At 60.9% G+C, this 25050-nt stretch carries 25 protein-coding genes; 15 read left to right on the plus strand and 10 right to left on the minus strand.

Features of this window, described 5'->3' with window-relative positions; genetic code table 11:
* Positions 1 to 51: 51 nt before the first annotated feature.
* From nagE to G9Q84_RS06660, 7 genes are all read right to left on the minus strand, one after another.
* On the minus strand, positions 52 to 1758 hold the full coding sequence (gene nagE / locus G9Q84_RS06630) for an N-acetylglucosamine-specific PTS transporter subunit IIBC (protein WP_122756101.1): 1707 nt from the start codon (positions 1756 to 1758) through the stop codon (positions 52 to 54).
* Between the two features lie 26 nt (positions 1759 to 1784).
* Positions 1785 to 4295 (minus strand): phosphoenolpyruvate--protein phosphotransferase, encoded by a 2511-nt coding sequence (gene ptsP, locus G9Q84_RS06635; protein ID WP_122756102.1) that lies wholly within the window; start codon positions 4293 to 4295, stop codon positions 1785 to 1787.
* A gap of 36 nt (positions 4296 to 4331) precedes the next feature.
* Complete coding sequence (locus G9Q84_RS06640; protein WP_420875412.1) at positions 4332 to 5342, minus strand: SIS domain-containing protein; 1011 nt, start codon at positions 5340 to 5342, stop codon at positions 4332 to 4334.
* A complete protein-coding gene (gene nagA / locus G9Q84_RS06645; protein WP_099602731.1) occupies positions 5335 to 6441 on the minus strand; it encodes an N-acetylglucosamine-6-phosphate deacetylase in 1107 nt (368 codons plus the stop codon). The genes G9Q84_RS06640 and nagA overlap by 8 nt, the downstream gene beginning before the upstream one ends.
* A 19-nt stretch (positions 6442 to 6460) precedes the next feature.
* Positions 6461 to 7210 carry a GntR family transcriptional regulator gene (locus G9Q84_RS06650; RefSeq protein ID WP_032890767.1) on the minus strand — a complete coding sequence of 250 codons (750 nt, stop codon included), beginning with the start codon at positions 7208 to 7210 and terminating at the stop codon, positions 6461 to 6463.
* Between the two features lie 261 nt (positions 7211 to 7471).
* Positions 7472 to 7975: a L,D-transpeptidase family protein gene (locus tag G9Q84_RS06655; RefSeq protein WP_122756104.1), complete on the minus strand. Its 504-nt coding sequence runs from the start codon at positions 7973 to 7975 to the stop codon at positions 7472 to 7474.
* A gap of 28 nt (positions 7976 to 8003) precedes the next feature.
* Entirely contained in the window at positions 8004 to 8552 is a 549-nt protein-coding gene (locus G9Q84_RS06660; protein WP_032890771.1) for an NUDIX hydrolase, read from the minus strand.
* 146 nt (positions 8553 to 8698) lie between these two features.
* Between G9Q84_RS06660 and G9Q84_RS06665 the strand changes: the two genes are divergently transcribed.
* The 5 genes from G9Q84_RS06665 (at position 8699) to purT (ending at position 11957) form a co-directional block, all read left to right on the plus strand.
* On the plus strand, positions 8699 to 9301 hold the full coding sequence (locus G9Q84_RS06665) for a CoA pyrophosphatase (protein WP_032890773.1): 603 nt from the start codon (positions 8699 to 8701) through the stop codon (positions 9299 to 9301).
* Positions 9302 to 9336: 35 nt separating this feature from the next.
* Positions 9337 to 9861 carry a gamma carbonic anhydrase family protein gene (locus G9Q84_RS06670; RefSeq protein ID WP_032890775.1) on the plus strand — a complete coding sequence of 175 codons (525 nt, stop codon included), beginning with the start codon at positions 9337 to 9339 and terminating at the stop codon, positions 9859 to 9861.
* A complete protein-coding gene (locus tag G9Q84_RS06675) occupies positions 9858 to 10073 on the plus strand; it encodes a DUF1289 domain-containing protein (protein WP_032890777.1) in 216 nt (71 codons plus the stop codon). The genes G9Q84_RS06670 and G9Q84_RS06675 overlap by 4 nt, the downstream gene beginning before the upstream one ends.
* Positions 10074 to 10238: 165 nt before the next feature.
* Positions 10239 to 10706, plus strand: a complete 468-nt coding sequence (locus tag G9Q84_RS06680) for a VUT family protein (protein ID WP_032890779.1) — start codon at positions 10239 to 10241, stop codon at positions 10704 to 10706.
* Between the two features lie 69 nt (positions 10707 to 10775).
* A complete protein-coding gene (gene purT, locus G9Q84_RS06685; RefSeq protein WP_003193969.1) occupies positions 10776 to 11957 on the plus strand; it encodes a formate-dependent phosphoribosylglycinamide formyltransferase in 1182 nt (393 codons plus the stop codon).
* Between the two features lie 127 nt (positions 11958 to 12084).
* On the opposite strand, the gene G9Q84_RS06690 is transcribed toward purT, so the two are convergent.
* The 3 genes from G9Q84_RS06690 to G9Q84_RS06700 all read right to left on the minus strand — a co-directional run bounded on the left by G9Q84_RS06690 (position 12085) and on the right by G9Q84_RS06700 (position 15681).
* Positions 12085 to 13395 (minus strand): MFS transporter, encoded by a 1311-nt coding sequence (locus G9Q84_RS06690; protein ID WP_032890781.1) that lies wholly within the window; start codon positions 13393 to 13395, stop codon positions 12085 to 12087.
* Between the two features lie 222 nt (positions 13396 to 13617).
* Positions 13618 to 14856: a transporter associated domain-containing protein gene (locus G9Q84_RS06695; protein ID WP_122756105.1), complete on the minus strand. Its 1239-nt coding sequence runs from the start codon at positions 14854 to 14856 to the stop codon at positions 13618 to 13620.
* A gap of 12 nt (positions 14857 to 14868) precedes the next feature.
* Entirely contained in the window at positions 14869 to 15681 is an 813-nt protein-coding gene (locus G9Q84_RS06700; RefSeq protein WP_122756106.1) for a cytochrome C assembly family protein, read from the minus strand.
* Between the two features lie 233 nt (positions 15682 to 15914).
* Here G9Q84_RS06700 and ffh point away from each other — a divergent pair, with 233 nt between their 5' ends.
* From ffh to thrC, 10 genes are all read left to right on the plus strand, one after another.
* Entirely contained in the window at positions 15915 to 17291 is a 1377-nt protein-coding gene (gene ffh, locus G9Q84_RS06705) for a signal recognition particle protein (RefSeq protein ID WP_095185801.1), read from the plus strand.
* Positions 17292 to 17541: 250 nt separating this feature from the next.
* Positions 17542 to 17793 (plus strand): 30S ribosomal protein S16, encoded by a 252-nt coding sequence (rpsP, locus tag G9Q84_RS06710; RefSeq protein ID WP_003175899.1) that lies wholly within the window; start codon positions 17542 to 17544, stop codon positions 17791 to 17793.
* Positions 17794 to 17798: 5 nt separating this feature from the next.
* A complete protein-coding gene (rimM, locus tag G9Q84_RS06715) occupies positions 17799 to 18335 on the plus strand; it encodes a ribosome maturation factor RimM (RefSeq protein ID WP_027605457.1) in 537 nt (178 codons plus the stop codon).
* Positions 18317 to 19090: a tRNA (guanosine(37)-N1)-methyltransferase TrmD gene (gene trmD / locus G9Q84_RS06720; protein ID WP_024077235.1), complete on the plus strand. Its 774-nt coding sequence runs from the start codon at positions 18317 to 18319 to the stop codon at positions 19088 to 19090. Before rimM ends, trmD begins: the two co-directional genes overlap by 19 nt.
* A 45-nt stretch (positions 19091 to 19135) precedes the next feature.
* Positions 19136 to 19486, plus strand: a complete 351-nt coding sequence (gene rplS, locus G9Q84_RS06725) for a 50S ribosomal protein L19 (RefSeq protein WP_003175895.1) — start codon at positions 19136 to 19138, stop codon at positions 19484 to 19486.
* A gap of 82 nt (positions 19487 to 19568) precedes the next feature.
* The gene (locus G9Q84_RS06730) at positions 19569 to 19982 is read left to right on the plus strand and encodes an acyl-CoA thioesterase (protein WP_032890787.1); all 414 of its coding nucleotides are present in this window, start codon (positions 19569 to 19571) and stop codon (positions 19980 to 19982) included.
* A gap of 78 nt (positions 19983 to 20060) precedes the next feature.
* A complete protein-coding gene (gene xerD, locus G9Q84_RS06735) occupies positions 20061 to 20957 on the plus strand; it encodes a site-specific tyrosine recombinase XerD (protein ID WP_032890789.1) in 897 nt (298 codons plus the stop codon).
* A 144-nt stretch (positions 20958 to 21101) separates the two neighbouring features.
* Positions 21102 to 21833, plus strand: a complete 732-nt coding sequence (locus G9Q84_RS06740) for a thioredoxin fold domain-containing protein (protein WP_003175893.1) — start codon at positions 21102 to 21104, stop codon at positions 21831 to 21833.
* A gap of 129 nt (positions 21834 to 21962) precedes the next feature.
* Entirely contained in the window at positions 21963 to 23267 is a 1305-nt protein-coding gene (locus G9Q84_RS06745; protein WP_032890791.1) for a homoserine dehydrogenase, read from the plus strand.
* A 66-nt stretch (positions 23268 to 23333) separates the two neighbouring features.
* A complete protein-coding gene (thrC, locus tag G9Q84_RS06750; RefSeq protein ID WP_032890793.1) occupies positions 23334 to 24743 on the plus strand; it encodes a threonine synthase in 1410 nt (469 codons plus the stop codon).
* Positions 24744 to 25050 lie beyond the last annotated feature (307 nt).

Consider the following 25050-nt stretch of genomic DNA (forward strand, 5'->3'; position numbering starts at 1 on the left):
GAGCCCTCAGCATGGGCACGACCGCCCTGAACAGGGCGGTAGATAGGTAGGTCAGGCGCCGGTGCGGACTGGCTGGCGAGAGGTCAAGGCCTTGAGTGCGGCGCTTAAGCCTTGGGCCTGCTCGCCGACCAGCAGGTGCCACACACCGGCGTCGATCCGGCTGACACCCTGGCAACCGAGTGCCGTGAGCTGCGCCTGCGACAGCGCGTTTTCGTCGGCCAGGTGCAGGCGCAGGCGGGTCATGGCCACGCATTCCAACTGCACGACATTGGCCTGACCGCCCAGCGCATCCAGCCATTGCTGCGCCACGGTCGAGGCAACGTTGCTGGCTTGAGTCGGCGCAGTGGCGATGGCAGGTGATGTGCTGACGGAGGTCGGCATCGCCAGACGAATCTCATCGGCAATGCTGTCTGCCAGCGGTCCGACCACTACCTGCAAACTGCCGCCGTTGCCCGGCCGCACGATAGCCATCGCCCCCAGGGCTTTGAGTTCGGCATCCACTGCCTTGTTGCGGTCAACCATGTCCAGGCGCAGGCGAGTGGTGCAGGCGCCGACGCTCAGCAGATTGTCCGCGCCGCCCAAGGCACTGATGTACGCCGTGGCGCGCTGGTTGTCGCTCATTGCTTCGGCCGGTGCCACTTGGCCGTCTTCACGGCCTGGGGTTTTCAGGTTGAAGCGGCGAATGCAGTAGCTGAACACCGTGTAGTAGATCGCCGCGTACGCCAGCCCCACTGGCACCACCAGCCAGCCATTGGTGGACTTGCCCCAGCCCAGCACCATGTCGATAAACCCGCCGGAGAAGGTAAAGCCCAGGTGGATATTCAGCATATTGGTCACGGCCATCGACAGACCGGTGAGCAGCGCATGGATCAGGTACAGGAACGGCGCGAGAAACATGAATGCGAATTCAATCGGCTCGGTCACGCCGGTGAGAAACGAGGTCAGCGCCATCGATAGGAAGATCCCGCCCATCACCTTGCGCCGTTCCGGCAGGGCGTTGCGGTACATCGCCAGGCACGCGGCGGGCAGGCCGAACAGCATCACCGGGAACATGCCGGTCATGAATTGGCCACCTTTGGGGTCACCGGCAAAATAGCGGGTCAAGTCGCCGGTCACTACGGCGCCGGTGGCCGGGTCGGTGAAGCTGCCGAACACAAACCAGGCCATGTTGTTGAGGATGTGGTGCAAGCCGGTGACGATCAGCAGGCGGTTGAACACGCCGAACACGAACGCGCCGATGCTGCCGCTTTCCATCAGCAGCACGCCGAAACTGTTGATGCCGTGCTGGATCGGCGGCCAGATCAGGCCAAAGATCACCCCCAGCCCAACCGCTGAGAACCCGGTGACAATCGGCACGAACCGTCGCCCGCCGAAGAAGGCCAGGTACTCAGGCAGCTTGATGTCCTTGAAACGGTTATACAGCGCACCGGCCATCAAGCCGCTGGCGATCCCGGCGAGCATGCCCATGTTGATGCTGGTGTCCATCACCTTGAGGGTAGAGATCATCACCAGGTAGCCAATCGCACCGGCCAGCCCGGCTGTGCCGTTATTGTCGCGGGCAAAGCCCACGGCGATACCGATGGCGAAGATCAGCGCCAGGTTGGCGAAGATCGCCTGGCCGGCATCGTGCATCACTGCGATGTTGAGCAGGTCGGTATCGCCCAGGCGCAACAGCAGGCCGGCAATCGGCAGGATGGCGATAGGCAGCATCAGCGCGCGGCCCAGGCGTTGCAGGCCTTCGATGAACAGTTGGTACATGGCGGGTCTCCTTTTTCTTGTTGTTGTCAGCTCAGCGGCCAGTGGTGTTGACAGGCTTGGCGTACGGCTTTGGCGCTGCTCAGGTCGAGCAGGCTAAGGCTCAGTTGCCGGCATTGCGCCGCATCCAGGTGGCGGACGCGGTCCTTGATTTCTGCGATTTGCGGCGGGCTCACCGACAGCTCGCTGACCCCCAGGCCGATCAGTGCGGGGGTGGCCAGCGGGTCGGACGCCAGCGCGCCGCAGACGCCAACCCAGCGCCCATGCTTGGCTGCGCCGTCGCAGGTTTGGGCGATCAGCCGCAGCAGCGCCGGGTGCAGCGCGTCGACCCGCGCGGCGAGGCCGGCGTGGTCGCGGTCCATGGCCAGGGTGTACTGGGACAGGTCATTGGTGCCGATGGACAGGAAGTCCGCATGTTCGGCCAGTTGTTCGGCCATCAGCGCGGCGGCGGGAACTTCGATCATCACCCCCAGTTCAGGGCGCTGGGTCAGCTTCAGCTGCGCACACAGTTCATCCAGGCGCTGGCGGATCTCCAGCAGTTCGTCGACTTCGCTGACCATCGGCAACAGGATGCGGCAGCGCGCCAACGGTGTGAGTTGCAGCAGCGCGCGCAGTTGCTGGTCGAGCAGTTCGGGACGCACCTGGGCCATGCGAATACCGCGCAGGCCCAAGACCGGGTTGGCTTCGACGGGCAGGGGCAGGTAGTCGAGTTGTTTGTCGCCGCCCACATCGATGGTGCGGATGATTACCGACTTGTCGCCCATGGCATCCAGCACGGCTTGATAGGCCTGGCGTTGCTCCTGTTCATCCGGCGCGGTGCGGCGGTCGACAAAGAGGAATTCGGTACGCAGTAGGCCGACACCATCGGCGCCGTTTTCAAACGCTGTCTGGGCTTCGGCGCTGGAGGCAACATTGGCGGCCACTTCAATGCCTACGCCGTCACTGGTGCGTGCCGGTTGGTGAGCCTGGGCCTGTTGCTGTTGGCGGCGCAGTTTTTGCGCGTCGCGAATCTGGTGCACTTGAGCGTGACGGGCTTCGCTGGGCGCCAGTTCCAGGCGGCCGTTGGCGGCGTCCAGCACCACCCGCTGGCCTTGCGGTACGTCGAGGACTTCGCTGCCCAGCGCGACCACGCAGGGCAGGCCTTTGCCGCGCGCCAGAATCGCCACATGGGAGGTCGCGCCACCTTCGGCCATGCACAGGCCGACGGCCTGCTGCGCGCTCAGTTGCAGCAAATCCGAGGGCGTCAGTTCATGGGCGCTGACGATGGCGCCAGCGGGTAACTCGAAGTGCCAGGCTTCACCCAGCAATGTGCGCAGCACGCGTTGTTGCAGGTCGCGCAGGTCGTTGGCGCGCTCGGCGAACAATGGCTTGCCCAATGCCAGCAGCACTGCGCACTGGGCCTGGATCGCATCGCGCCAGGCATGGGTGGCGGCGCTGCCTTGCTCGATGGCACCCGTGGCGGCTTCCAGCAGGGTCGGGTCTTCCAGCAGGGCCAGGTGGGCGGCGAAGATGTCTTCTTCCTCGACGTTTTTACGCTGGCGGGCGTGCTCCAGGGTGTTGCGGATTTCACCGCGCACCTGCTCCAGCGCCGTGTCCAGACGTTGCAGTTGTTCGTCGGCCGAATGCTGGCCCGTGTCTGCGGGCAGCTCGATACCGCTCAGGCGAAACAGCGGCCCGCAGACCAGGCCGGGCGCCGCGCAGACACCTTGCAATACACCGGCTTCGGTATTGGCTCGGCGTGGCGTAACGGCGGCAGGCGCGTGATGTTCTTCTTTCATCGGTGCAGACAGCGCGGCAACCAGGGCCTGCAAGGCCGCCTCGCAGTCCTTGCCCCGGCAAGTGACGCGCACTTCGTCGCCTTCGCCGATGCCGAGCCCCATCAAACCGATCAAGCTGTCGCAGGCGGCCGACTTGTCAGCGTAGTGCAAGCGCGCCTGGCTGCTGAAGCCCTGGGCCGTCTTGCGGATCAGCGCTGCGGGCCGAGCATGCAAGCCGCCTCGATGGGTGATGTGCACACGGGCGCTGGCTTCTTCGATGGAGTTATCCACAGCCGTCTGAGCGGGCGCTGTCGACCGCGCGATGACCTGCATCAGTGGCTCGCCGACGTTGACGGTTTGCGACGCCAGAGGCAGCACGTCGAAGTGCTCGCCATTGGTTAGGATGATCAGGCTGATAAGGCTCTTGCACTGGCGCGCAATGCGATCCAGGTCAAACCGTACCAGCGCCTGGCCCAGGCTCACCCGCGCGCCCTGTTTGACCAGCAGCGCAAAACCTTCGCCCTTCAGCTCGACGGTGTCGATGCCCAGATGCATCAGCAGCTCGGCGCCATTGTCGGCGCGGATTGTCAGCGCGTGGCCGGTACGCGCGACGTGAATGATCTCGCCGTCGCAGGGCGCATGCAGGCAGTTATTAAGCGGGTCGATCGCAAGGCCGTCGCCCATGGCACCGCTGGCGAATACTTCGTCGGGGACGTTGCCCAGGGTCAGCACCGGCCCACTGAGGGGGGCGCTGAGGGTCACTGCATTATTGTTGTTAGACATGGGCACGGTACTCATCAGGAAAACACGGCACACCACTCAGTGAGTGCGGGTGACTTTGCTCAGGTGGCGCGGTTGGTCCGGGTCCATGCCGCGGGCGACCGCCAGACCGGCGGCCATGACGTAGAAACTCTGGATCGCCAGCACCGGGTCCAGGCTCGGGTGTTCGGCGCGGCTCAGGGTCAGGTCGCGTTCGGCGATATCGTCCGGCGCGGCCAACAGCACGCGGGCACCGCGCTGGCGCATGTCGACGGCCAGGCTCAACAGGCCCGCCTGCTCGGCGCCGCGCGGGGCAAACACCAACAGTGGATAGTTGTCGCCGATCAAGGCCATCGGCCCATGGCGCACCTCGGCGCTGCTGAAGGCTTCGGCCTGGATCGCCGAGGTTTCCTTGAGCTTGAGTGCAGCTTCCTGGGCAATGGCAAAACCGGCGCCACGGCCGATCACCATCAGGCGCTGACTGTCGCGCAGGGCGTCGATGGCGCGGCTCCAATCCTGGCGGGCCGCTTCACGCAGGCCATCGGGCAACGCCTGGCAGGCTTGCAGCAGGTCGGCTTCCTGATTCCAGTGGCCGACCAACAGCGCGCTGGCGCTGAGGGTGGCGATAAAGCTTTTGGTCGCGGCCACGCTGAGTTCCGGCCCGGCGCACAGCGGCACGTGGAATTCACAGGCGGCTTCCAGCGGCGAGTCTTCGGCGTTGACCAACGAGATGCTCAAAGCCCCGCGCTTACGCAGCAGGCGCAGGCTGTTGACCAGGTCCGGGCTTTGGCCGGACTGCGAGAAACCGAACGCCACCTGGCCGCTGACCTTCAACGGCGCTTGCAGCAAGGTCACCACCGACATCGGCAACGACGCCACCGGAATGCCCACATGTTGCATGGCCAGGTAGGCGAAATAGCTGGCGGCGTGGTCCGAGCTGCCACGGGCGATGGTCATCGCCACTTGCGGCGGCTGGCGGCGCAGGCGGCCGGCGATTTCTTCCAGTGCCGGGTTCAGGCGTTGCAGTTGCGCCGCGACGGCGTCACAGGAGGCCAAGGCCTCTTCAAGCATTTTTGAAGACAATGGTTTCTCCTTCGACCATGACGTCGGTGAGTTGCAGGGAGCGGTCCAGGCGCACGCAGTCGGCAAAGCTGCCGGGTTGCAGGCGGCCGCGTTCTTCCAGGCCCAGGTAATCCGCAGGAAATTGCGACAGGCGTTGTGAGGCTTCGCTGATAGGCAGGCCGATCTTCACCAGATTGCGCAGCGCCTGGTCCATGGTCAGCGTGCTGCCGGCTAGGGTGCCGTCGGCCAGGCGTACGCCGCCCAGGCATTTGGTGACGGTGTGGCTGCCCAGCTTGTATTCGCCATCGGGCATGCCGGCGGCGGCGGTGGAGTCGGTAACGCAATACAGGCAAGGGATCGACCGTAGCGCCACGCGTATCGCGCCGGGGTGCACATGCAGCAGGTCCGGAATCAACTCGGCGTACTTGGCGTGGGCCAGCGCGGCGCCGACGATCCCCGGCTCGCGGTGATGCAACGGGCTCATCGCGTTGTACAGATGGGTAAAACTGGTGGCGCCCGCAGCGAGGGCGGCGACGCCTTCTTCATAGCTGCCCAAGGTGTGGCCGATCTGCATGCGTACGCCGCGCTCGCTGAGGGTGCGGATCAGGGCGTCGTGGCCGGCGATTTCCGGGGCGATGGTGATCACTCGGATGGGCGCCAGGCGCAGGTACGCCTCGACTTCTTCCATCAGCGCGGTGTGGGCGAAGTTGGGTTGGGCGCCAAGTTTGCCTGGGTTGATGTAAGGCCCTTCCAGGTGTACGCCGAGTACTCGGGCGCTGCCGGCAGGGCGCTGCTCGCAAAAGCCGCCGAGTTGACCGAGCACGCTGGAGATTTCATCCACCGGCGCGGTCATGGTGGTGGCCAGCAGCGAGGTGGTGCCAAAGCGCACGTGGGTGCGGGTGATGGTCTCGAAGGCGTCGATGCCTTCCATGATGTCCTTGCCACCGCCGCCGTGCACATGCAGGTCGATAAAGCCCGGCAGCAGGTAGGGCAAATCGTTTTGCGTCGGGTCGCAAGGCACGCCTTCAATTGCGGTCACCTTGCCGTGTTCATGCACCAGGCGGCCGCGAATCCAGCCGTGGGGCGTGAGGATATTATCTTCGGACATGTGCAGTTCTCTAAGGCCGCTACTCGGCGGCAAAGTCATATCGACGCAGCTCTGCGACAAAGTCGTAGTAGTCATTGCGGCAGTAGGTGTCGGTGATTTCAATCGGCGTGTTGTCGGCGGTGTAGCCCACGCGGGTCATGAGCAGCATGGCGGTGCCGGGGGCGATGCCCACCAGGGCGGCGAACTCGTCCGAGGCGTTGACCGCCTGGATATGCTGCAGGGCACGGACGATGGGCTTGCCGATACTTTCCAGGTACTCGTACAGCGAGCTGCCGATGGCTTGCGGTTGCGGCAGCACCGAGGCAGGCATGGTGGTCATCTCAATGGCCATGACGGTGTCGTCGGCTTTACGCAAACGCTTGAGGCGCGCCACTTTGTCGGTGGGCGACAGGGCCAGGCGGATCAGCTCTTCATGGGTCGGCGGGGTGATGTCACGCTCCAGCCATTGGGAGCTGGGCACAAAGCCCTTGAGGCGCAACATCTCGCTGAAACCCGACAGGCGCGAGAGCGGCTGTTCCAGGCGAGGCGTGATAAAGGTACCGGAGCCCTGGCTGCGGCGGATCAGGCCTTGGGCAAACAACACTTCCAGCGCCTTGCGGGCGGTGACTCGCGAGATGCTCAGTTGCTCGCTAAGGACGCGTTCAGACGGCAATGCCTGTTCGGATTTCCACTCGCCGGCATGGATGGCCGCTTCCAGCTTGCGGGCCAATTGCAGGTAAAGCGGCGTGGATTGTTTGTCGTCAGGGCGCAGGGCCAGGATGGGATTCATCTGTCAGGTTTCCGATGCGTTATTGGAGTGTTGTCGCCCGGTATTGGCCGGAAATTAATACCACTTAAATACCATGTCAATGCAGCGAAAACGGTGAAAATCCGGTTTTTATGGCCCTATAACGGGGCTTGGTCTTAAGTGGTATTAGAGAGGTCTTTATGGCGCGCAGAACGGCGCAGCCCGCGCGGTGAACTGGTATTCACCGGCGGGCGCTGTTGAAGGCGGGAAAAATTTTCGAATTATTTTACGAACGATCGACGATTACGGCCGAATTTCGATCAGGGTGCCGTCTTTGACCAGGGTCCAGACTTCACGCATATCGACGTTGCGCATGGCGATGCAGCCGTCGGTCCAGTCCAGGGTGTGGAACCACTGTTCGGGGTAGTCTTCGGTGTCAGGCGTGCCGTGGATCATGATCATGCTGCCGGGCTTCACGCCTTCGCGGCGCGCACGGGCGGCGTCGCTGATATTGGGGTAGGAGATGTGCATGGCCAGGTTGAAGCGGTCGCTGGTCTTGCGCCAGTCGATCCAGTACAGGCCTTCCGGGGTGCGGCGGTCGCCCTCTATCAGCTTGTGGCCCTTGGGGTTTTTGCCCAGGGAAATGCGGTAAGTCTTGATCGGCTTGCCGTCGTTGATCAGTTGCAATTGATGGGCGGACTTGAGCACCAGGACTTTTTCGACGGTTTTGCCGCCCAGGGTCTCCACGCTAGAAGCCGGCGAAAGGGTAGCGAACGACAGGCAGAGCAGAGCAAGCAACCAACGCATTAAAACGATTTCCCTTGATGCCGGATTATTATTGGGCGGGCTTGCCCATCGGCGGCACAGCCTCGCTGCGCACCGGGTAGGACTCAAGTCTGCGGTCAGCGAAAAAGCATTCTAAGGTACGTCCCACCGTGCGGAAAGCCAGCTCGGACCAAGGGATGTCGGCTTCGTCAAACAGCTGCACTTCAAGGCTTTCGGGGCCTGCGGCGAAGTCCAGGTCGACCAGTTCGGCGCGGTAGAAGATATGCACCTGATTGATGTGCGGCACATCGATCAGTGTGTAAATCGCCAGGTTGCGCACGCGGGCGCAGGCTTCTTCCTGGGTTTCGCGCGTGGCGGCCTGTTCGACGGTCTCGCCGTTTTCCATAAAGCCCGCGGGCAGAGTCCAGTAGCCCAGGCGCGGCTCGATGGCGCGTCGGCACAGCAGCACTTTATCGCCCCACACCGGTACGGTCCCTGCGACGATATTGGGGTTCTGATAGTGAATGGTCGAGCAGTGATCACACACAAAACGCAGGCGCCCGTCGCCTTCTGGAATGCGTTGGGTGACCGGTTTACCGCACTGGCTGCAGAATTTCATGCTGGGGTTCCTGGAAAGTGCGCCTATCTTGGCGTGGCGGGCAGGGGCCTGCAAGTTGTCGTTTAGCGACACCCGCCGGGTTTTGGGGTTGGGCGCCCGCACGCTTTGGTGCATGATGCATGGTAGCCAACAGACCGAGATGACTCATGCTGGACGAGCTACTTCGCCGGGTAAGCAACCACACCCCCCACACGCTGGAAACCGACGGGCGTTTCCCCGAGGCTGCGGTGCTGGTGCCGATTACCCGCAGTGATGAACCCGAGCTGATCCTGACCCTACGCGCCAGCGGCCTGTCGACCCACGGTGGCGAAGTGGCGTTTCCCGGCGGTCGTCGCGACCCCGAAGACCCGGACCTGATTTTCACCGCCCTGCGTGAGGCCGAAGAGGAAATCGGCCTGCCGCCTGGCTTGGTCGAAGTGATCGGCCCGTTGAGCCCCCTGATCTCCCTGCATGGTATTCGCGTCACACCTTATGTCGGCGTGGTCCCTGATTACGTCGAATACCTGGCCAATGATGCAGAGATTGCCGCCGTTTTCAGCGTTCCCCTAGACTTTTTCCGACAGGATCCGCGCGAACATACCCACAGAATCGATTACCAGGGCCGCAGTTGGTATGTGCCCAGCTATCGGTTTGGCGAATACAAGATTTGGGGGCTGACGGCGATCATGATCGTCGAGTTGATCAACCTGCTCTATGACGACGCCCAGATCAGCCTGCACCAGCCGCCCAAGAGCTTCATCAATATCTAAGCCATCGTTTGAATGGCAAGCCGTGAGGACACACCATGAAATACCGCCTGGGCGACGCCCGCGTCGAGACGCATCCCAACAGCTGGGTGGCGCCGAACGCCACGCTGGTGGGCAAGGTCAAGCTGGAAGAGGGCGCCAACGTCTGGTTCAACGCGGTATTGCGTGGCGACAACGAACTGATCCTGATCGGCAAGAACAGTAATGTGCAGGACGGCAGCGTGATGCACACCGATATGGGCTATCCGCTGACTCTGGGCACGGGCGTGACCATCGGCCATAACGCCATGCTGCACGGCTGCACCGTGGACGATTACAGTCTGATCGGCATCAATGCAGTGATCCTCAACGGCGCGAAAATCGGCAAGCACTGCATCATTGGCGCTAACTCGCTGATTGGCGAAGGCAAGGAAATTCCCGATGGTTCGCTGGTAATGGGCTCGCCGGGCAAAGTGGTGCGTGAGTTGACCGACGCCCAGAAGCGCATGCTCGAAGCCAGCGCCGCCCACTATGTGCATAACTCACAGCGCTATGCCCGCGACCTGGCTGAGCAGCAAGAATGAACCCGATTGAACGCCCCGTTGGCTCGCCGTGTGTGAGCATTTGCGCGCTGGATGATGACGACATCTGCACCGGCTGCCAGCGCACCGTGGATGAAATCACGCGCTGGAGCCGCATGGACAACGCCGAACGCCGGGTGGTGTTGGGCTTGTGCCACGAGCGAGCGGTGGCGGCTGGGCTGGTGTTTATGGCTTCTGGTAAATCCGGCGCCTGATAGATCGCCATCGGGGGGCAAGCCCCCTTCCACACTTAACCGCGTTTAATCTGTAGGAATACGGTCAAAATGTGGGAGGGGGCTTGCCCCCGATGGGACCCTCCCAGACGACATATTTCAAAATGTGAAGTACCCTGTGCCCCTTGTTCACAGGTCTCTCGCCCCATGCTCTTCCTGATCGCCTACATCAGCAGCGTCGTGCTGATCAACTTCGCTTTCTCCACCGCCCCGCACCTTGACGTGATCTGGTCCGCCTGGGGTGGCCTGGTATTTATTCTGCGCGACATGGTGCAAACCCGCTTCGGCCACGGTGCGATCATCGCCATGTTGGCGGCGCTGGTACTGTCTTACGTCACTTCCGACCCTGCCATTGCCCTTGCCAGTGCCACGGCATTCGCGGTGTCCGAATGCATCGACTGGCTGGTGTTCAGCATCACCAAGCGCCCGCTCCACGATCGCCTGTGGATAAGTTCGGCGCTGAGCATTCCCCTCGACACGTTTATCTTCTTCGGCCTGATCGGCGCGCTGACGCCGGCGGTGGTGGGTACGGCCTTGGCATCGAAATTCGCCGGGGTCACGGTGGTGTGGCTGATCATGGCCTGGCGTATCCGCAAGCGGGCCGTCGCCAACTGAGGCCAATTTTTACAGTTCATGTAAAATGCCGGCCTTTCTCCCCATGATCCGCTCCCCTGAGGACCTGAGATGACCCGAATCGGAACTCCATTGTCGCCAACCGCGACCCGCGTTTTGCTGTGTGGCTGCGGTGAGCTGGGCAAGGAAGTGGTGATCGAACTGCAACGCCTGGGCGTTGAAGTGATTGCCGTGGATCGCTACGCCAATGCGCCGGCCATGCAGGTTGCCCACCGTAGCCATGTGATCAACATGCTCGACGGCGCCGCCCTGCGTGCGGTGATCGAAGCGGAAAAACCGCACTTCATCGTGCCGGAAATCGAAGCCATCGCCACCGCTACCCTGGTGGAGCTGGAAGCCGAAGGCTTCACCGTGATCCCGACCGCGCGCGCCACGTCGCTGACCATGAACCGCGAAGGTATCCGTCGCCTGGCCGCTGAAGAACTGGACCTGCCGACCTCGCCGTACCACTTCGCCGACACCTTTGAAGACTACAGCAAGGCCGTCCAGGATCTGGGCTTTCCGTGCGTGGTCAAGCCAGTGATGAGTTCGTCGGGCAAAGGCCAGAGCTTGCTGCGCAGCGCTGACGATGTGCAGAAGGCCTGGGATTACGCCCAGGAAGGCGGGCGGGCTGGCAAAGGCCGCGTGATCATCGAAGGTTTTATCGACTTCGACTACGAAATCACCTTGCTGACCGTGCGCCATATCGGCGGCACCACCTTCTGCGCGCCAGTCGGCCACCGTCAGGAGAAGGGCGACTATCAGGAATCCTGGCAGCCACAGGCCATGAGCCCGGTTGCCCTGGCGGAATCCGAGCGCGTTGCCAAAGCCGTGACCGAAGCCTTGGGTGGCCGTGGTCTGTTTGGCGTGGAGCTGTTCATTAAGGGCGATCAGGTGTGGTTCAGCGAAGTGTCGCCGCGCCCGCACGACACGGGTCTGGTGACCTTGATTTCCCAGGATCTATCGCAGTTTGCCCTGCACGCGCGCGCCATTCTGGGCTTGCCAATCCCGTTGATTCGCCAGTTCGGGCCTTCGGCCTCGGCGGTGATTCTGGTGGAAGGGCAGTCGACCCAGACCGCATTCGCCAACCTCGGCGCTGCACTGAGCGAGCCGGACACCGCGTTGCGTCTGTTTGGTAAGCCAGAAGTGAATGGCCAGCGCCGCATGGGCGTGGCGTTGGCGCGGGATGAGTCGATTGAAGCGGCTCGGGCCAAGGCGACCCGTGCTTCCCAAGCCGTTGTCGTAGAGCTCTAAAAGCATCGGGGGCAAATCGAATCTTCGCACCGCCCCTCCCACACTTGACCGCGTTTAATCTGTAGAAATGCGCTCAAAATGTGGGAGGGGCGGTGCGACGATTCGACTTGCCGCCGATAGCGGTCTATCAGGCAACCTTGTTCAAATCATTATCCCGCGTCTCTTTCAGGCACAGCACAGCAATCAAGCTGAGCAACGCTGCCGCCGACACATACCCGCCGACATAACTGAGCCCGCCCATCGCCACCAGCTTGGTTGCGAAAAACGGTGCCGCCGAAGCGCCCACAATTCCACCCAAGTTATACGCCGCCGAAGCGCCGGTATAACGCACGCGGGTTGGGAATAGCTCTGGCAGCAGGGCGCCCATCGGTGCGAAGGTCACACCCATCAGGAACAGCTCCAGCGCCAGGAACAGTGCCACGGCCCAGGTCGAGCCGTGAGTCAGCAGTGGCTCCATGGTGAAGCCGGACAGGATCGCCAGGACTGCGCCGACGATCAGCACCGGCTTGCGCCCGTACCGATCACTGGCCAAGGCAGCCAACGGTGTGGCCAAACCCATGAACAGCACCGCGAAGCACAGCAGGCCAAGGAATGTCTCGCGGCTGTAGCCCAGGGTCGACACGCCGTAGCTCAGGGAGAACGCCGTGGTGATATAGAACAGCGCATAGCACACCACCATCGATGCGGCGCCCAGCAGCACCGGCAGCCAATGCTGGCTGAACAATTCCACCAGCGGCACCTTTACCGGTTTTTCCTTGGCCACGGCGTTGGCGAACACCGGGGTTTCATGCAATTTCAACCGCGCGTACAGGCCGACCATCACCAGTGCTGCGCTGAGGATGAACGGGATGCGCCAGCCCCAGCTACGGAATTGCTCGTCGTTGAGGCTCATGGCCAGGATCAGGAACAAGCCGTTTGCGGCCAGGAAGCCGATCGATGGGCCAAGCTGCGGGAACATGCCGAACCAGGCGCGTTTGCCCTTTGGCGCATTCTCGGTAGCCAGCAGCGCCGCGCCGCCCCATTCCCCGCCCAGGCCAAGGCCCTGGCCGAAACGCAGCACGCACAACAGAATCGGCGCCCAGGCCCCGATGCTGTCATAGCCGGGCAGCAAACCGATCAACGTGGTGCACACGCCCATCAGCAGCAGTGAAGCCACCAGCGTCGACTTGCGGCCGATACGGTCGCCAAAGTGGCCGAACAGCGCTGAGCCCAGAGGGCGGGCGATAAAGGCGATACCGAAGGTCAGGAATGACGCCAGCATCTGCGCGGTGCCGGAGGTTTGCGGGAAGAATACCGGGCCGATCACCAGGGCAGCGGCGGTGGCGTAAATATAGAAGTCGTAGAACTCGATGGCGGTACCGACGATGCTCGCGGTGGCGACTCGTGCAGTCGAGTTGGTCGGGGCGGCGGTCGCAGCCTCGTTATAGGTGGTGCTCATTGAGTTATCCCTGACAGTCATTGCGCGTTTGGACGCGGATTATTATTGGTCGAACACCCCTGGATCAGGGGTGTGCGCGGGGCGGCTCGGGATGGGAGCGTACACCGGTCAGACGGGATGCTGCGGTGCCTGGACGCGCTCAGTGCGGATAGCACACGGTCGGGCGGGGCTTGGGTAAGCCGACCCGATTATAGGAAGGGGGTTGCGCATCGAACAAGCGGATTAAACGGCCACCGGCACTCGACTGGTGTGCCAGATCAGTACCTTGCTCACCCGGTTGTCCTCGGTTTCGAGGATTTCCAGGCGGTAGCGGCCGATCTTCAGGCACACCGCGCAATCCGGAATGGTCTCCAGGGCTTCGGTCACCAGGCCGTTGAGCGTCTTGGGGCCGTCGCTTGGCAGGTGCCATCCCAGGCTCTTGTTCAGTTCGCGGATCGAAGCGGCGCCATCAATGATGTAGCGGCCATCGGGCTGCGCTTCGATATGCGGGTTGTCCGTACCCTGTTCACTTTCGAACTCTCCGACGATTTCTTCGAGGATGTCTTCCAGAGTAACGATGCCCAGCACTTCGCCATATTCATCCACCACCATGCCCAAGCGCCGCTGCTGTTTGTGGAAGTTCAGCAGTTGCAGCTGGAGGGGCGTGCTTTCCGGTACGAAGTAGGGTTCGTAGGAGGCCTCGAGCAAAGCTTCCTTGGTCAGGCTGGCGCCCGGCAGCAGATGCTGGATCAGTCGGGTGTTCAGTACGGCTTCGACCTGATTGATGTCACTGTGGAACACCGGCAGGCGAGTGCGCGGGGAGGTGCGCAGTTGCTCGATGATTTCTTCGATCGAGTCATCCAGGTTGATACCGTCCACTTCGCTGCGGGGTACCAGGATGTCATTGACGGTGATGTTGTCCAAGGCGTGGATGCCCGGCATACCAGGGGTGCGGCTGTCGTCGGCCTCGGGCTGCGGTTCATCGTCGTGGTCGGGCTGTGGCTCGTCACTGTTTTTCACCACGCCGGGCTTTCGGGCAAACGGGCGTAGCAGCAACAGGCTGATGCCATTGAGCAGCCAGGCGGCGGGATAGAGGATTTTCAATGGCACGCCCAGCAGCGTGTTGCCGAAGCCCAGCACCGCTTGCGGATGGCGGGTTGCCAAGGCGCGTGGCAGGTAGTCGGCCAGGATCAGTAGAACAGCGCAGGAGATCAGCCAGCCGAGCCACGGGCCGTTCTGTGCCCAGGCATAAATCGCCAGCAGGGTGCAGAGGATTACCACGGCCGCACGGCACAGGCTGTTGCACAGGATCAGGCTGTGGCGCGGGAAACTCAGGCGGGCGGCAGCCTTGTCGCCCTGACGTGTACCGGGGCGCAGGGCCAGCAGGTGTTGTTGTGCGGCTTCGATGGCGGTAAACAGCGCCGCCCATAACACCAGCAAGGCGATTACCGCGAGCATCGGCCCAAGGGGCAAGTTGTCCATGATTGCTGCCCGTCAAATATGCAGGATGTATTCGCGAACCAGCTTGCTGCCGAAATAGGCCAGCATCAGCAGGCAGAAACCGGCCAGGGTCCAGCGGATCGCCTTGTGCCCGCGCCAGCCGAGGCGATTGCGGCCCCACAGCAACACGCTGAACACCACCCAGGCCAGGCACGCCAGCAGGGTCTTGTGCACCAGGTGCTGGGCAAACAGGTTCTCGACGAACAACCAGCCGGAGATAAGCGACAGCGAGAGCAGCGTCCAGCCGGCCCATAGGAAACCGAATAGCAGGCTTTCCATGGTTTGCAGCGGAGGGAAATTCTTGATCAGGCCGGAGGGGTGCTTGTGCTTGAGCTGGTGATCCTGCAGGAGCAGGAGCAGGGCCTGGAACACCGCGATGGTGAACATGCCGTAGGCCAGGATCGACAGCAGGATATGGGCGAGGATACCGGGTTCTTCGTCAATCACCTGCACCGTGCCGGTGGGCGCGAACTGCGCCAGTAGCACCGTCAGTACGCCCAGGGGGAAGAGCAGGACCAGTAGGTTCTCAACGGGGATCCGGTAGCAGGCCAGCAGCGTCAGCGCGATGACCGCTGCAGCGATCAGGCTGGCGGCACTGAAAAAGTCCAGGCCCAGGCCGACCGGCGTCATCAGGTGGGTGAACAGGCTCGCGGCATGAGCCAGCAGGGCGAGTACGCCCAGGCTGACCAGCAGGCGTTTGTCCGCCTTGGTGCCTTGGGCAAGACGAGTGCCCTGATAGAAGGTCGCAGCGGCATATAAGAGGGCGGCGGCGAGACTGGGTAGCAAACTGGGTGACAAGGGGACCATAAATCCTGATAGACAAGCCCGAAAGGCGCTGAGTTTGGCATACACCTGCGTTCCACGAAAGACTCCCGGACCAGACAGCGGGTGTGCATGGGCGCAGTCTTCGCTATAATCCGCGACCTGCCCACGCCGCAGGCTCGCCGAGCGCTGTTTTTAATAGCGATTTACCACAGCCTGGGCCGCCATTACCTCGGTCTACAATGCATTTCGATGAATAGGGCCTGAAAGGATCGCGCATGTTTGAAAACCTGACTGACCGTCTCTCGCAGACGCTGCGCCACGTAACCGGCAAGGCCAAGCTGACCGAGGACAATATTAAAGACACCCTGCGTGAAGTACGCATGGCGTTGCTGGAAGCCGACGTGGCCTTGCCTGTGGTCAAGGACTTCGTCAACTCGGTCAAGGAACGTGCGGTCGGCACTGAAGTGTCCCGCAGCCTGACCCCGGGCCAGGCCTTTGTGAAGATCGTCCAGGCCGAACTCGAAAGCCTGATGGGCGCCGCCAACGAAGATTTGAACCTCAGCGCCGTGCCACCGGCCGTCGTGCTGATGGCCGGTCTGCAAGGTGCGGGTAAAACCACCACCGCCGGCAAGCTGGCGCGCTTCCTTAAAGAGCGCAAGAAGAAGTCGGTAATGGTTGTGTCGGCCGACGTGTACCGTCCTGCGGCCATCAAACAGTTGGAAATGCTGGCGGGCGAAGTGGGCGTAACCTTCTTCCCGTCCGATCTGAGCCAGAAGCCAGTCGACATTGCCAACGCAGCTATTAAAGAGGCCAAGCTCAAGTTCATTGATGTCGTGATCGTCGATACCGCCGGTCGCCTGCACATTGATGAAGAGATGATGGGCGAGATCAAGGCGCTGCATGCCGCGATCAATCCGGTCGAGACACTGTTCGTGGTCGACGCCATGACCGGCCAGGATGCGGCTAACACCGCCAAGGCTTTCGGTGAGGCGCTGCCGCTGACCGGCGTGATCCTGACCAAGGTCGATGGCGACGCCCGTGGCGGTGCTGCGCTGTCGGTACGCGCCATTACCGGCAAGCCGATCAAGTTCATCGGTATGGGTGAGAAGAGCGAAGCGCTCGAACCGTTCCACCCTGAGCGTATCGCCTCGCGTATCCTCGGCATGGGCGATGTGCTCAGCCTGATCGAACAGGCCGAAGCCACCCTCGACAAGGACAAGGCCGATAAACTGGCCAAGAAGCTGAAGAAGGGCAAGGGCTTCGACCTCGAAGACTTCCGCGACCAGCTGCAACAAATGAAGAACATGGGCGGCCTCGGCGGCCTGATGGACAAGCTGCCGAACATCGGCGGTGTGAACCTGGCGCAAATGGGCAATGCCCAAGGCGCGGCAGAGAAGCAGTTCAAGCAGATGGAAGCCATCATCAACTCCATGACCCCGGCCGAGCGCCGCGACCCTGAGCTGATCAGCGGTTCGCGCAAGCGTCGGATCGCCATGGGTTCCGGCACCCAGGTGCAGGACATCGGTCGCTTGATCAAGCAGCACAAGCAGATGCAGAAGATGATGAAGAAATTCTCCGCCAAAGGCGGAATGGCCAAGATGATGCGCGGCATGGGCGGTATGTTGCCCGGCGGTGGCATGCCGAAAATGTAAAGAATTCGAGCGCAAGTTCGCTTGCGCTCCGACCCACAGGGATGTGGGATCTCCAGCAAACCCGCCGTTGGCGGGGGCTGACCTGCCGTTTTAAACGACGGCTCTATAGCAGATCTGAATGGCACGCTGATAGGCGCCAGAAAAAGACATTTGCAAAAGTCCGGATATTCCTTAGAATATGCGGCCTTTCGGGCACCTATGCCCGCTGTGCATTTAGATTTGCAGCACCGACTACAGGAACGATCTTCACATGCTAACAATCCGTCTTGCCCTCGGCGGCTCCAAAAAGCGCCCGTTTTACCACTTGACCGTAACCGACAGCCGCAACCCGCGCGACGGTTCGCACAAAGAACAGGTTGGTTTCTTCAACCCTGTTGCTCGTGGTCAAGAAGTTCGTCTGTCCGTGAACCAAGAGCGCGTAGCCTACTGGCTGAGCGTTGGCGCACAGCCATCCGAGCGCGTTGCAAAACTGTTGAAGGACTCGGCTAAGGCCGCAGCCTGAGCAATATGAACGCGACGCCAACTGTTGCTGATGATTTGATCGTTATCGGCAAGATTTATTCTGTTCATGGCGTTCGCGGCGAAGTGAAGGTGTATTCCTTTACTGATCCGACAGAAAACCTGTTGCAGTACAAAACCTGGACGCTCAAGCGCGAAGGTAGTGTGAAACAGGTCGAGCTGGTCAGTGGGCGTGGGAGCGATAAGTTCCTGGTCGCGAAGCTCAAGGGTCTTGATGATCGTGAAGAAGCTCGTCTTCTGGCTGGTTATGAGATCTGCGTGCCGCGCAACCTGTTCCCTGAATTGACCGACGGCGAGTACTACTGGTACCAGCTGGAAGGTCTGAAGGTTATTGATCAACTCGGGCAATTGTTCGGGAAAATCGATCATCTTCTGGAAACCGGCGCCAATGATGTAATGGTGGTCAAGCCTTGTGCTGGCAGCCTGGATGATCGCGAACGCTTGTTGCCCTATACGGAGCAATGCGTGTTGGCTGTTGACCTGGCAGCGGGCGAGATGAAGGTGGAATGGGACGCGGACTTCTAAGCGTGGCTAATTTGCGCATTGAAGTGATCAGTTTGTTTCCCGAGATGTTCTCCGCCATCAGCGAGTACGGCATCACCAGTCGGGCGGTGAAACAGGGGCTGTTGCAGCTCACCTGTTGGAACCCGCGAGACTACACGACGGATCGACATCACACTGTGGACGATCGCCCATTTGGCGGTGGCCCGGGCATGGTGATGAAGATCAAGCCCCTGGAAGACGCGTTGGTTCAGGCCAAGGCAGCTGCTGGGGAGAAGGCGAAGGTAATTTACCTGTCCCCTCAAGGCCGTCAGCTGAAACAGGCGGCGGTACGCGAACTGGCGAATGAGGAAGCATTAATCCTGATTGCCGGTCGCTATGAAGGCATTGACGAGCGCTTTATTGAGGCTCATGTCGATGAAGAGTGGTCGATTGGGGACTATGTCCTGTCTGGCGGCGAGCTGCCGGCGATGGTCCTGATAGATGCGGTTACACGACTGCTGCCTGGAGCTTTAGGGCATGCGGACTCCGCGGAGGAAGATTCCTTCACGGATGGTTTGCTGGATTGCCCGCACTACACCCGTCCGGAGGTGTATGCGGATCAGCGTGTTCCCGACGTATTGCTAAGTGGCAATCACGCACACATCCGGCGTTGGCGTTTACAGCAGTCCCTTGGTCGGACCTATGAACGACGCGCCGATCTTCTGGAAAGCCGCTCGCTTTCTGGAGAAGAGAAGAAGCTGCTCGAGGAATACATCCTCGCGCGGGACGATAGTTAACAACGTATCGATGGTAGGTCCATTGACTTACCTTAGGAGCACAGCATGACTAACAAAATCATCCTTGCACTCGAAGCAGAGCAGATGACCAAAGAGATCCCTACCTTTGCCCCGGGCGACACTATTGTCGTTCAGGTGAAAGTGAAGGAAGGCGACCGTTCGCGTCTGCAAGCGTTCGAAGGCGTGGTAATCGCCAAGCGTAACCGTGGTGTGAACAGTGCTTTCACTGTTCGTAAAATCTCCAACGGTGTTGGCGTAGAGCGTACTTTCCAGACCTACAGCCCGCAAATCGACAGCATGGCCGTTAAGCGTCGCGGTGACGTACGTAAAGCCAAGCTGTACTACCTGCGTGACCTGTCCGGTAAAGCAGCTCGCATCAAGGAAAAACTGGCTTAAGTCCAGCTTTCCGATGCAGAAAAAAGCAGCCTACGGGCTGCTTTTTTGTGCCTGAAATTTGTCCATTTTCCGGTATTTGCCCATGACTACTCGCCTCGAAGAAATTCAGCGCCGTACTGACCTCTCTGTCACCCATGTGACCAAGGCTGTATTCCCGCCGACGACCAACCACCACAACACCTTGTTCGGCGGCACTGCACTGGCCTGGATGGATGAAGTATCGTTCATCACCGCCACGCGTTTTTGCCGTTTGCCGTTGGTGACGGTTTCTACCGACCGCATCGACTTCAATCATGCGATCCCGGCGGGTTCCATCGTTGAGCTGATCGGCCGTGTGATCAAGGTCGGCAACACCAGTCTCAAGGTTGAGGTTGAAGTGTTCGTCGAGAGCATGAGTGCCGATGGACGTGAAAAGGCGATCCAGGGCGTGTTCAGCTTTGTCGCGATTGATGCGGACAAGCGCCCAGTACCTGTGCTGCCGGGATTTGCAAACTGAAACATCCTTTTGTAGGAGCCGGCAAGCCGACTTCTACATGCGGTAGCATCCCCCTATTCTTTTCTGCTTCGAGCCCTCATGCCTGCTATCGACCACCCCCTGATCGACCGCTTCCTCGACGCCCTCTGGCTGGAAAAAGGCCTTTCGGATAACACTCGCCAGGCTTACCGCAGTGACCTGGCGCTGTTCAACGGCTGGCTGCAGGAGAATAACCTTGAGCTGGTCAGCGCTGGCCGTGAGCTGATCCTCGATCACTTGGCCTGGCGCCTGGATCAGAATTACAAGCCGCGCTCCACTGCACGTTTTCTATCTGGTGTACGTGGCTTTTATCGCTATCTGCTGCGAGAAAAGCTGATTGCCCTGGACCCGACCTTGCAGGTCGACATGCCGCAACTGGGCAGGCCATTGCCCAAATCCCTATCGGAAGCCGACGTCGACGCCTTGCTCGCCGCCCCTGACCTGAGCGAAGCCATCGGCCAGCGTGACCGCGCGATGCTCGAAGTGTTGTACGCATGCGGGCTGCGGGTTACCGAGCTGATCAGCCTGACCCTGGAGCAGGTTAACCTGCGTCAGGGCGTGCTGCGTGTGATGGGCAAGGGCAGTAAGGAGCGGCTGGTGCCGATGGGGGAGGAGGCGATTGTGTGGGTCGAGCGTTATATGCGCGATGCCCGTGGCGAATTGCTCGGTGGGCGCCCCAGCGATGTGCTGTTTCCCAGCCTGCGCGGTGAGCAAATGACCCGCCAGACTTTCTGGCATCGCATCAAGCACCAGGCCAAGGTCGCCGGAATTGGCAAGAGCCTGTCTCCCCACACGCTACGCCATGCATTTGCCACCCATTTGCTCAACCACGGTGCGGATTTACGCGTGGTGCAAATGCTGCTCGGGCACAGCGACTTATCCACCACCCAGATCTACACCCATGTGGCGCGTGCGCGATTGCAGGATATGCACGCCAAGCACCACCCGCGAGGCTGAAAACCGCCAATTTATCCCGCCGCGGGCTGCCCTGCGGCCCAACTGTGGTAGGCTTTGTCGGTTAGCAAAGGTGACGGTCCCGACCCGTGTCTACAGAGACAGCGGTGTTCCTTCCCGTCCCTACATCTGCCTTCAGGAGTTCCCATGCGCTTGACCCAGATTATTGCCGCCGCAGCCATTGCGTTGGTTTCCACCTTTGCCGTCGCCGATGATGCTGCCGAGCAGACCATCCGCAAGAGCCTGGCCAACCTGCAACTTGATACCCCGATCGAAAGCATCAGCGCCAGCCCGATGGCCGGCCTGTATGAAGTCAAGCTCAAGGGTAGCCGCGTGTTGTACGCCAGTGCCGATGGCCAGTACATCGTCCAGGGTTACCTGTTCCAGTTGAAAGACGGCAAGCCGGTCAACCTGACTGAGAAAGCCGAGCGTCTGGGCGTGTCCAAATTGATCAATGGCATTCCGGTGGCCGAGACTGTGGTGTACCCGGCCATCGGCGAGACCAAGACTCACATTACCGTGTTTACGGACACCACCTGCCCGTACTGCCATAAGCTGCACGCCGAAGTGCCTGCGTTGAACAAGCTGGGTGTGGAAGTGCGCTACGTAGCGTTTCCGCGTCAGGGCCTGGGTTCGCCGGGTGACGAACAATTGCAGGCGGTCTGGTGCTCGGCCGATAAGAAAGCGGCCATGGACAAGATGGTCGACGGCAAGGAAATCAAGGCCGCCAAGTGCGCCAATCCGGTCTCCAAGCAGTTCGCATTGGGCCAGTCCATTGGCGTGAACGGTACACCGGCTATCGTTTTGGCTGACGGCCAGGTTATTCCGGGCTACCAGCCGGCGCCACAAGTTGCCAAACTGGCGCTGAGTGCCAAATAAACAAGCATCGTCGAACCTTTGACGATCATGGCTCGTTGATCAGTCGACGGGTCATTAATTGAAAGCCGCAGTTGTGCGGCTGTTTTCCACGGCCGACCTAGCGTCGGCCGTTTCATGGGGAGTTCTTCAGTGAAACCGGTCAAAGTAGGCATCTGTGGTTTAGGGACCGTCGGTGGCGGCACCTTCAACGTACTTCAGCGTAATGCTGAAGAAATTTCCCGCCGTGCAGGGCGCGGGATTGAAGTGGCGCAAATTGCCACGCGTTCGCCAAAGCCTCAGTTCGAAACGACCGGTATTGCGATTACCAACGATGTCTTCGCCGTGGCCACCAATCCGGAGATCGATATCGTCATCGAGCTGGTAGGCGGCTATACCGTTGCCCGTGAGCTGGTGCTCAAAGCCATCGAGAACGGCAAGCACGTGGTCACTGCCAACAAGGCGCTGATCGCCGTGCACGGCAACGAGATCTTCGCCAAGGCGCGTGAGAAGGGCGTGATCGTAGCGTTCGAAGCCGCAGTAGCCGGTGGTATCCCGGTGATCAAGGCGATACGTGAAGGCTTGTCCGCCAACCGTATCAACTGGGTGGCCGGCATCATCAACGGCACCGGTAACTTCATTCTCACCGAAATGCGTGAGAAGGGCCGTACCTTCGAAGACGTGCTGGCAGAAGCCCAGGCTCTGGGTTACGCCGAAGCCGACCCGACTTTCGACGTGGAGGGGATCGACGCGGCCCACAAGCTGACCATCCTGGCGTCCATCGCCTTTGGTATCCCGCTGCAGTTCGACAAGGCCTACACCGAAGGCATCACCAAGCTGACCACGGCCGACGTGAACTACGCCGAAGCCCTGGGCTACCGCATCAAGCATCTTGGCGTAGCGCGCAGCACTCCGGCTGGTATCGAGCTGCGTGTGCACCCGACGCTGATCCCCGCCGATCGCCTGATCGCCAACGTCAACGGCGTGATGAACGCAGTGATGGTTAACGGTGACGCTGCGGGTTCCACGCTGTTCTACGGCGCCGGCGCTGGTATGGAGCCGACCGCTTCCTCGGTGATCGCCGACTTGGTAGACGTGGTTCGCGCCATGACCAGCGACCCGGAAAACCGCGTCCCGCACCTGGCCTTCCAGCCTGATTCACTGTCGGCCCACCCGATCCTGCCTATCGAAGCGTGCGAAAGTGCCTACTACCTGCGCATCCAGGCCAAGGATCATCCGGGCGTATTGGCCCAGGTCGCCAGCATCCTGTCGGAGCGCGGTATCAACATCGAGTCGATCATGCAGAAGGAAGTCGAGGAGCAAAATGGCCAGGTGCCGATGATCCTGCTGACCCACCGCGTGCTTGAGCAGCACATCAACGACGCCATCACCGCGCTGGAAGCCTTGCAAGGCGTTGTCGGCCCGGTCGTTCGTATTCGTGTTGAACACCTGAACTAACCGATTGTTCCAGGGGCCCCGCGCGTTCGGCGGCCTCTGTTCGAGAATGTTTTAGAGGAGCCAGTCATGCGTTACATCAGCACCCGCGGCCAGGCACCGGCCCTGAATTTCGAAGACGTTTTGCTGGCAGGCCTTGCCACTGACGGCGGCCTGTACGTGCCGGAAAACCTGCCACGCTTCACTCAGGAAGAAATCGCCTCCTGGGCCGGGCTGCCGTACCACGAACTGGCGTTCCGAGTGATGCGTCCATTCGTCACCGGCAGCATTCCAGATGCGGACTTCAAGAAGATTCTGGAAGAAACATACGGCGTGTTTTCCCACAGCGCCATCGCTCCGTTGCGCCAACTGAACGGCAATGAGTGGGTGCTGGAACTGTTCCACGGCCCGACTCTGGCGTTCAAGGACTTTGCCCTGCAACTGCTCGGTCGCCTGTTGGATTATGTGTTGGAGAAGCGCGGCGAGCGCGTTGTGATCATCGGCGCTACCTCCGGTGATACCGGTTCGGCCGCCATCGAAGGTTGCAAGCACTGCGAAAACGTCGACATCTTCATCCTGCACCCGCACAAGCGTGTGTCGGAAGTGCAGCGCCGTCAGATGACCACCATCTTTGGCGAGAACATCCACAACATCGCCATCGAAGGCAACTTCGATGACTGCCAGGAAATGGTCAAGAACAGCTTCGCTGACCAGAGCTTCCTCAAGGGCACCCGCCTGGTCGCGGTGAACTCGATCAACTGGGCGCGGATCATGGCCCAGATCGTTTACTACTTCCACGCATCCCTACAGTTGGGCGGCCCGGCGCGTTCGGTGTCGTTCTCGGTGCCGACCGGCAACTTCGGCGATATCTTCGCCGGTTACCTGGCGCGTAACATGGGCCTGCCGATCAACCAGTTGATCGTCGCCACCAACCGCAACGACATCCTGCACCGCTTCATGAGCGGCAATCAGTACGTCAAGGAAACCCTGCACGCTACCCTGTCGCCTTCCATGGACATCATGGTCTCGTCGAACTTCGAACGCCTGCTGTTCGACATGCACGGTCGCAACGGTTCGGCGATTGCCGGCTTGATGGACACCTTCAAGAGCGGCGGCGGTTTCAGCGTTGATGAGGAGCGCTGGACCGAAACCCGCAAGCTCTTTGACTCCCTGGCCGTGGACGATGCACAGACCTGCGAGACAATCGCCGAAGTCTATGCCCAGACCGGCGAACTGCTCGACCCGCACACCGCCATCGGTGTGAAGGCCGCCCGCGAATGCCGTCGCAGCCTGGATATTCCAATGGTGATCCTCGGTACCGCGCACCCGGTCAAATTCCCGGAAGCGGTGGAGAAAGCCGGTGTTGGCAAGGCGTTGGAGCTGCCGGTGCACTTGACCGACCTGTTCGAGCGCGAAGAGCGTTGCACGGTGTTGGCCAATGACTTGAAAGCGGTGCAGGCGTTTGTCAGCCAGCACGGCAATCGTGGTAAGCCGTTGTAAGGCAGACCGCGTACACAAAAACGCCGCTTTCCCTTGCTGGGTCAGCGGCGTTTTTTGTTTTTTGGCAGCGCTCATTAAGTAAAGGGGCGACCTGCGATAGCGCCCGGCCAAACCCCAAACCACCGCCCATTGCGCAAGCATTTATGTGTCGCCGTTTTTTGCTTGTCATATTGCAAGCGCATGCTGGAAACCTCATCCCCCGGTAACCCCCGTAAATACGAAAAAGCGAACTTTCCTACGTCATAACCAGTCACTTAGGATAGATGCAGTTCCCGTTGAAACGATTGTTCCCGAACTATTGAGTGGT

Source organism: Pseudomonas sivasensis (assembly GCF_013778505.1).
In the GTDB taxonomy this organism is placed as follows: Bacteria; Pseudomonadota; Gammaproteobacteria; order Pseudomonadales; family Pseudomonadaceae; genus Aquipseudomonas; species Aquipseudomonas sivasensis.

Excerpts from the sequence above, each read along its gene's own strand:
- nagE (WP_122756101.1), bottom strand. The coding sequence starts at position 1,758 with ATGTACCAACTGTTCATCGAAGGCCTGCAACGCCTGGGCCGCGCGCTG.
- ptsP (WP_122756102.1), bottom strand. The coding sequence starts at position 4,295 with ATGTCTAACAACAATAATGCAGTGACCCTCAGCGCCCCCCTCAGTGGG.
- G9Q84_RS06640 (WP_420875412.1), bottom strand. The coding sequence starts at position 5,342 with ATGCTTGAAGAGGCCTTGGCCTCCTGTGACGCCGTCGCGGCGCAACTG.
- nagA (WP_099602731.1), bottom strand. The coding sequence starts at position 6,441 with ATGTCCGAAGATAATATCCTCACGCCCCACGGCTGGATTCGCGGCCGC.
- G9Q84_RS06650 (WP_032890767.1), bottom strand. The coding sequence starts at position 7,210 with ATGAATCCCATCCTGGCCCTGCGCCCTGACGACAAACAATCCACGCCG.
- G9Q84_RS06655 (WP_122756104.1), bottom strand. The coding sequence starts at position 7,975 with ATGCGTTGGTTGCTTGCTCTGCTCTGCCTGTCGTTCGCTACCCTTTCG.
- G9Q84_RS06660 (WP_032890771.1), bottom strand. The coding sequence starts at position 8,552 with ATGAAATTCTGCAGCCAGTGCGGTAAACCGGTCACCCAACGCATTCCA.
- G9Q84_RS06665 (WP_032890773.1), top strand. The coding sequence starts at position 8,699 with ATGCTGGACGAGCTACTTCGCCGGGTAAGCAACCACACCCCCCACACG.
- G9Q84_RS06670 (WP_032890775.1), top strand. The coding sequence starts at position 9,337 with ATGAAATACCGCCTGGGCGACGCCCGCGTCGAGACGCATCCCAACAGC.
- G9Q84_RS06675 (WP_032890777.1), top strand. The coding sequence starts at position 9,858 with ATGAACCCGATTGAACGCCCCGTTGGCTCGCCGTGTGTGAGCATTTGC.
- G9Q84_RS06680 (WP_032890779.1), top strand. The coding sequence starts at position 10,239 with ATGCTCTTCCTGATCGCCTACATCAGCAGCGTCGTGCTGATCAACTTC.
- purT (WP_003193969.1), top strand. The coding sequence starts at position 10,776 with ATGACCCGAATCGGAACTCCATTGTCGCCAACCGCGACCCGCGTTTTG.
- G9Q84_RS06690 (WP_032890781.1), bottom strand. The coding sequence starts at position 13,395 with ATGAGCACCACCTATAACGAGGCTGCGACCGCCGCCCCGACCAACTCG.
- G9Q84_RS06695 (WP_122756105.1), bottom strand. The coding sequence starts at position 14,856 with ATGGACAACTTGCCCCTTGGGCCGATGCTCGCGGTAATCGCCTTGCTG.
- G9Q84_RS06700 (WP_122756106.1), bottom strand. The coding sequence starts at position 15,681 with ATGGTCCCCTTGTCACCCAGTTTGCTACCCAGTCTCGCCGCCGCCCTC.
- ffh (WP_095185801.1), top strand. The coding sequence starts at position 15,915 with ATGTTTGAAAACCTGACTGACCGTCTCTCGCAGACGCTGCGCCACGTA.
- rpsP (WP_003175899.1), top strand. The coding sequence starts at position 17,542 with ATGCTAACAATCCGTCTTGCCCTCGGCGGCTCCAAAAAGCGCCCGTTT.
- rimM (WP_027605457.1), top strand. The coding sequence starts at position 17,799 with ATGAACGCGACGCCAACTGTTGCTGATGATTTGATCGTTATCGGCAAG.
- trmD (WP_024077235.1), top strand. The coding sequence starts at position 18,317 with ATGGGACGCGGACTTCTAAGCGTGGCTAATTTGCGCATTGAAGTGATC.
- rplS (WP_003175895.1), top strand. The coding sequence starts at position 19,136 with ATGACTAACAAAATCATCCTTGCACTCGAAGCAGAGCAGATGACCAAA.
- G9Q84_RS06730 (WP_032890787.1), top strand. The coding sequence starts at position 19,569 with ATGACTACTCGCCTCGAAGAAATTCAGCGCCGTACTGACCTCTCTGTC.
- xerD (WP_032890789.1), top strand. The coding sequence starts at position 20,061 with ATGCCTGCTATCGACCACCCCCTGATCGACCGCTTCCTCGACGCCCTC.
- G9Q84_RS06740 (WP_003175893.1), top strand. The coding sequence starts at position 21,102 with ATGCGCTTGACCCAGATTATTGCCGCCGCAGCCATTGCGTTGGTTTCC.
- thrC (WP_032890793.1), top strand. The coding sequence starts at position 23,334 with ATGCGTTACATCAGCACCCGCGGCCAGGCACCGGCCCTGAATTTCGAA.